5 protein-coding genes and 1 pseudogene are annotated in these 3,764 nt (G+C 75.2%); all 6 read left to right on the top strand.

Annotation, left to right across the window (positions count from 1 at the left end):
- Window positions 1-517, top strand: a pseudogene (locus AOK00_RS41000) (chorismate-binding protein); the annotation flags it as partial.
- Between the two features lie 14 nt (window positions 518-531).
- Complete coding sequence (locus AOK00_RS35155) at window positions 532-1,182, top strand: TIGR02234 family membrane protein (protein ID WP_055604172.1); 651 nt, start codon at window positions 532-534, stop codon at window positions 1,180-1,182.
- 157 nt (window positions 1,183-1,339) lie between these two features.
- On the top strand, window positions 1,340-1,588 hold the full coding sequence (locus AOK00_RS35150; protein ID WP_055604171.1) for an HGxxPAAW family protein: 249 nt from the start codon (window positions 1,340-1,342) through the stop codon (window positions 1,586-1,588).
- Between the two features lie 404 nt (window positions 1,589-1,992).
- On the top strand, window positions 1,993-2,412 hold the full coding sequence (locus tag AOK00_RS35145) for a DUF2752 domain-containing protein (RefSeq protein WP_055604170.1): 420 nt from the start codon (window positions 1,993-1,995) through the stop codon (window positions 2,410-2,412).
- A 155-nt stretch (window positions 2,413-2,567) separates the two neighbouring features.
- A complete protein-coding gene (gene trpC, locus AOK00_RS35140; RefSeq protein ID WP_030314603.1) occupies window positions 2,568-3,377 on the top strand; it encodes an indole-3-glycerol phosphate synthase TrpC in 810 nt (269 codons plus the stop codon).
- A 7-nt stretch (window positions 3,378-3,384) separates the two neighbouring features.
- Window positions 3,385-3,645 (top strand): tryptophan biosynthesis modulator TrpM, encoded by a 261-nt coding sequence (gene trpM / locus AOK00_RS35135; RefSeq protein WP_055604169.1) that lies wholly within the window; start codon window positions 3,385-3,387, stop codon window positions 3,643-3,645.
- Window positions 3,646-3,764 lie beyond the last annotated feature (119 nt).

Here is a 3,764-nt window from a genome sequence, read left to right as displayed (position 1 = left end):
CGCCGAGGAACTGCTCGCCGACCCCAAGGAGCGCGCCGAGCACCTCATGCTCGTCGACCTCGGCCGCAACGACCTCGGCCGCGTCTGCGCGCCCGGGTCCGTCGAGGTCGTCGACTTCATGTCCGTCGAGCGCTACTCGCACGTCATGCACATCGTCTCCACCGTGACCGGCGAGGTCGCCGAGGGCAGGACCGCCTTCGACGTCCTCACCGCCTGCTTCCCGGCCGGCACGCTCTCCGGCGCGCCCAAGCCGCGCGCGATGCAGATCATCGAGGAGCTCGAACCCTCCCGGCGCGGCCTGTACGGCGGATGTGTCGGTTATCTCGATTTCGCCGGCGACGCGGACACGGCCATCGCCATCCGTACCGCCCTGCTCCGCGACGGAACCGCGTATGTGCAGGCCGGAGCGGGTGTCGTCGCCGACTCCGATCCCGTCGCCGAGGACAACGAGTGCCGGAACAAGGCCGCGGCCGTCCTCCGGGCCGTCCACACCGCCAACCGGATGAACGGCGCCTGACCACGTAGGGGATAGTGGGGTACGTGAGTGCCGTACCCGTACCCCAGCCCCGGGCCGCCCGCGCGGCCGTCTCCGGCGGCGGCCGCCGCAGCCTGGCCGCGGCCCTCCTCCTCGGTGCCCTCGGCGCCACCGTCGTCCTGCTCTCCGCGGGCCAGATCTGGGCGGAGGGCACCGCCTCCGTCGGCGGTGGCAGCGTCCCCGTCGAGGCCGACGGCGGCACCGTCACCGGTGTGCCGACCGCCCTCGCGATCGTCGGCCTCGCCGCGCTCTTCGCCGTCTTCGCCGTCCGCCGCACCGGCCGCACCCTCGTCTCGGCGCTCCTCGCGCTCAGTGGCGCGAGTGCCGCGCTCGCCGCGGTCCTCGGCGCCTCCGACAGCGCCGCCCTGAACGCCGAGGCCGCCCGCATCAGCGGCGACACCGCCGCCGCCGTGGCCGACCTGAGCCACACCGTCTGGCCGTACGTGACCGCAGCGGGCGCCGTCCTCATCCTGCTCGCCGGCCTCTTCGCGCTGCGGTTCGGCAAGAGCTGGCCCGCGATGGGCGGCCGCTACGAGCGCTCCGGCACCCCCCGGGCCGCCCGCAAGGCCCCCACGACCGACCCGGACCGGCCCGAGGACCTGTGGAAGGCCCTGGACCGCGGCGAGGACCCCACGCACGGGGCGTGACGGGCCGCACGCGGTGCCCGACGGCGCCGCCGACCGCGACGCGTGATCGTCCCGGTACCCCCGATTCACCCTCGCGCGCCCGCGTGCGGGACAATGAGCGCCGAGAGTCCGCGCACGCGAGACCTCACCATCGAGCAACTGCAACGAGGAGCAACTCATGGCGGGCAGCGCCCACGGACACACCCCGGCCGCCTGGACCGGTGTCATCATCTCCTTCATCGGCTTCTGCATCGCCGGCGTCTTCATGGTGGCCGCCAACATCCCCGGTTTCTGGGCCGGCGTGGGTGTCATCGTCCTCGGCGGCATCGTCGGCGGCGCGATGAAGGCCGCGGGCCTCGGCATGCCGAAGGAGTCGGCGGCCGTCGTCGCCGCCCGCGAGGCCGCGACGCTCCAGGCCCGTTCCTGACGCGCCACGACACATCCGCGAGCGCAGTCCGGCCGTGCCGGGCTGCGCTCGCGCGCGTCCGGGGCGAGAATCACCGGGTGGACCCGCAGCCGACGGCCGGAGCCGTGACCGACGCATCCAGCACCCGACCGGGTGAACCTGTGCCACCGGCGGGACCGGCCCGCGAGGAGGCCCCCACGGCACCGGGGGAGGCCGCCGCGGCCCCCGCGGCACCGGCGGAGGCCCCCGTCACGCCTCCGCACGCGCCCGTGCGGCCGGAGGCCGGGGCAGCCACGCCTCCGCACGCGCACGCGTCCGTGCCGCCGGGGGCCGGGGCCGTCACGCCCGCGCACGCGCCCGCGTGGCCGGGTGGCCGGCCCACGACGCCGCAGGGCGCCTGGGAGCCCGGCGGGACCGGCGGACCCATGACGGCACCGCCACCGGCCCGGTCGCTCGCGCGGCGGCTGTTCGCGCCCGTCGCCACGCTCGCCGGGGTCGCGGCGGCCTTCGCGTACGTCGGGACCGTCGACCCCAACGAACCCGGGCACTACCCCGTCTGCCCCCTGCTCCGCTTCACCGGCATCTACTGCCCCGGCTGCGGCGGGCTCCGCAGCGCCCACGCCTTCGTCCACGGCGACCTCCCGGCCGCCCTCGGCGCCAACGCCCTCGCCGTCATCGGCTACGGGCTCTTCGGCTTCCTCATGGTCATCTGGCTGATTCGTGGCATCCGCGGGGTGCCCATGCGCCTCGCGGTCTCCCCGGTCCTGTGGTGGGGGATCGGGGCCGTCCTCGTCCTCTTCACCCTGGTCCGGAACCTTCCCTTCGGCTCCGCGCTGGCCCCCTGAGGGCCCCGCACGGCGCCGCGGAGACCCCTTCGGGAGTCCCAGCAGGTGGGACGCGACTCCGGCCGATGCGAGTCCGGGGCCGTCCTGCGGATAGGATCGATGTGGCTGAACCTGGTTCATCAACACCATCACCGTCCCGGAAGGGGGCCCCTCGCGTGAGTGTGCTCGACGAGATCATCGAAGGCGTACGCGCCGACCTCGCAGAGCGGCAGGCGCGGGTCACCCTCGACGAGCTCAAGGAGCGCGCCGCCAAGGCGCCGCAGGCCAAGGACGGCGTCGCCGCACTGCGCGGCGACGGCGTCAAGGTGATCTGCGAGGTCAAGCGCTCCAGCCCGTCCAAGGGCGCGCTCGCCGCGATCGCCGACCCGGCCGGACTCGCCGCGGACTACGAGGCGGGCGGCGCGGCCGTCATCTCCGTCCTCACCGAGCAGCGCCGCTTCGGCGGCTCGCTCGCGGACCTGGAGGCCGTCCGGGCCAAGGTCGACATCCCGGTCCTGCGCAAGGACTTCATCGTCACCGCGTACCAGCTCTGGGAAGCACGCGCGTACGGAGCGGATCTCGCGCTCCTCATCGTCGCCGCCCTGGAGCAGGAGGCCCTGGTCTCCCTCATCGAGCGCGCCGAGTCCATCGGGCTCACCCCGCTCGTCGAGGTCCACGACGAGGACGAGGTCGAGCGCGCCGTCGACGCGGGCGCCCGGATCATCGGCGTCAACGCCCGCAACCTGAAGACCCTCAAGGTCGACCGCTCCACGTTCGAGCGCGTCGCCCCCGAGATCCCCGCGCACATCGTCAAGATCGCCGAGTCCGGCGTCCGCGGCCCGCACGACCTCATCGCCTACGCCAACGCCGGCGCCGACGCGGTCCTGGTCGGCGAGTCGCTCGTCACCGGCCGCGACCCGAAGGCCGCCGTCGCCGACCTGGTCGCCGCGGGCGCCCACCCGGCACTCCGGCACGGCCGGAGCTGACCGCCCCATGACCCGCCGCCGCGCCACGCCGACCCCTCCGGGCACCGCCCGGGGGACCGTGGGCGTGCCCGGCGGCAGGCTGCGCATCGCAGCCGCGTCCGTACCCGCGCCGCACGCCCCGCTGGCCCGGGGCTGCCGTCCGCGTGGCTGCCGCGCGCCCGCCCGCCGTGTCCACGGTCGCCGGGTGCGGTACGTCATCGGGGACGAGCCGGGCCAGGTCAACGGCATGCGATGGCGCCGGCGCCCTGCGCGCACCTCCACGAACTGACGCAGCCGCTCAGCCACCGAGGCCCCTGGCCGCCTGGCCTGCCGTTGCCCGGCACGCACCTGCTGCGAGCAGTCGTTCCGGTCTCACCCGCCGCACCCCCCCCGTGTGGGCAATCGTCC

It is taken from the genome of Streptomyces aureus (genome assembly GCF_001418135.1).
GTDB classification, from domain to species: domain Bacteria; phylum Actinomycetota; class Actinomycetes; order Streptomycetales; family Streptomycetaceae; genus Streptomyces; species Streptomyces aureus_A.
The sequence above is the reverse complement of the archived record's forward strand: the minus strand, read 5'-3'. Positions and strand labels throughout refer to the sequence as shown.

What these genes read in the sequence shown, in the direction of transcription:
- AOK00_RS35150 (WP_055604171.1), top strand. Translation starts at nt 1,340, where the DNA reads ATGGCGGGCAGCGCCCACGGACACACCCCGGCCGCCTGGACCGGTGTC.
- AOK00_RS35145 (WP_055604170.1), top strand. Translation starts at nt 1,993, where the DNA reads ATGACGGCACCGCCACCGGCCCGGTCGCTCGCGCGGCGGCTGTTCGCG.
- trpM (WP_055604169.1), top strand. Translation starts at nt 3,385, where the DNA reads ATGACCCGCCGCCGCGCCACGCCGACCCCTCCGGGCACCGCCCGGGGG.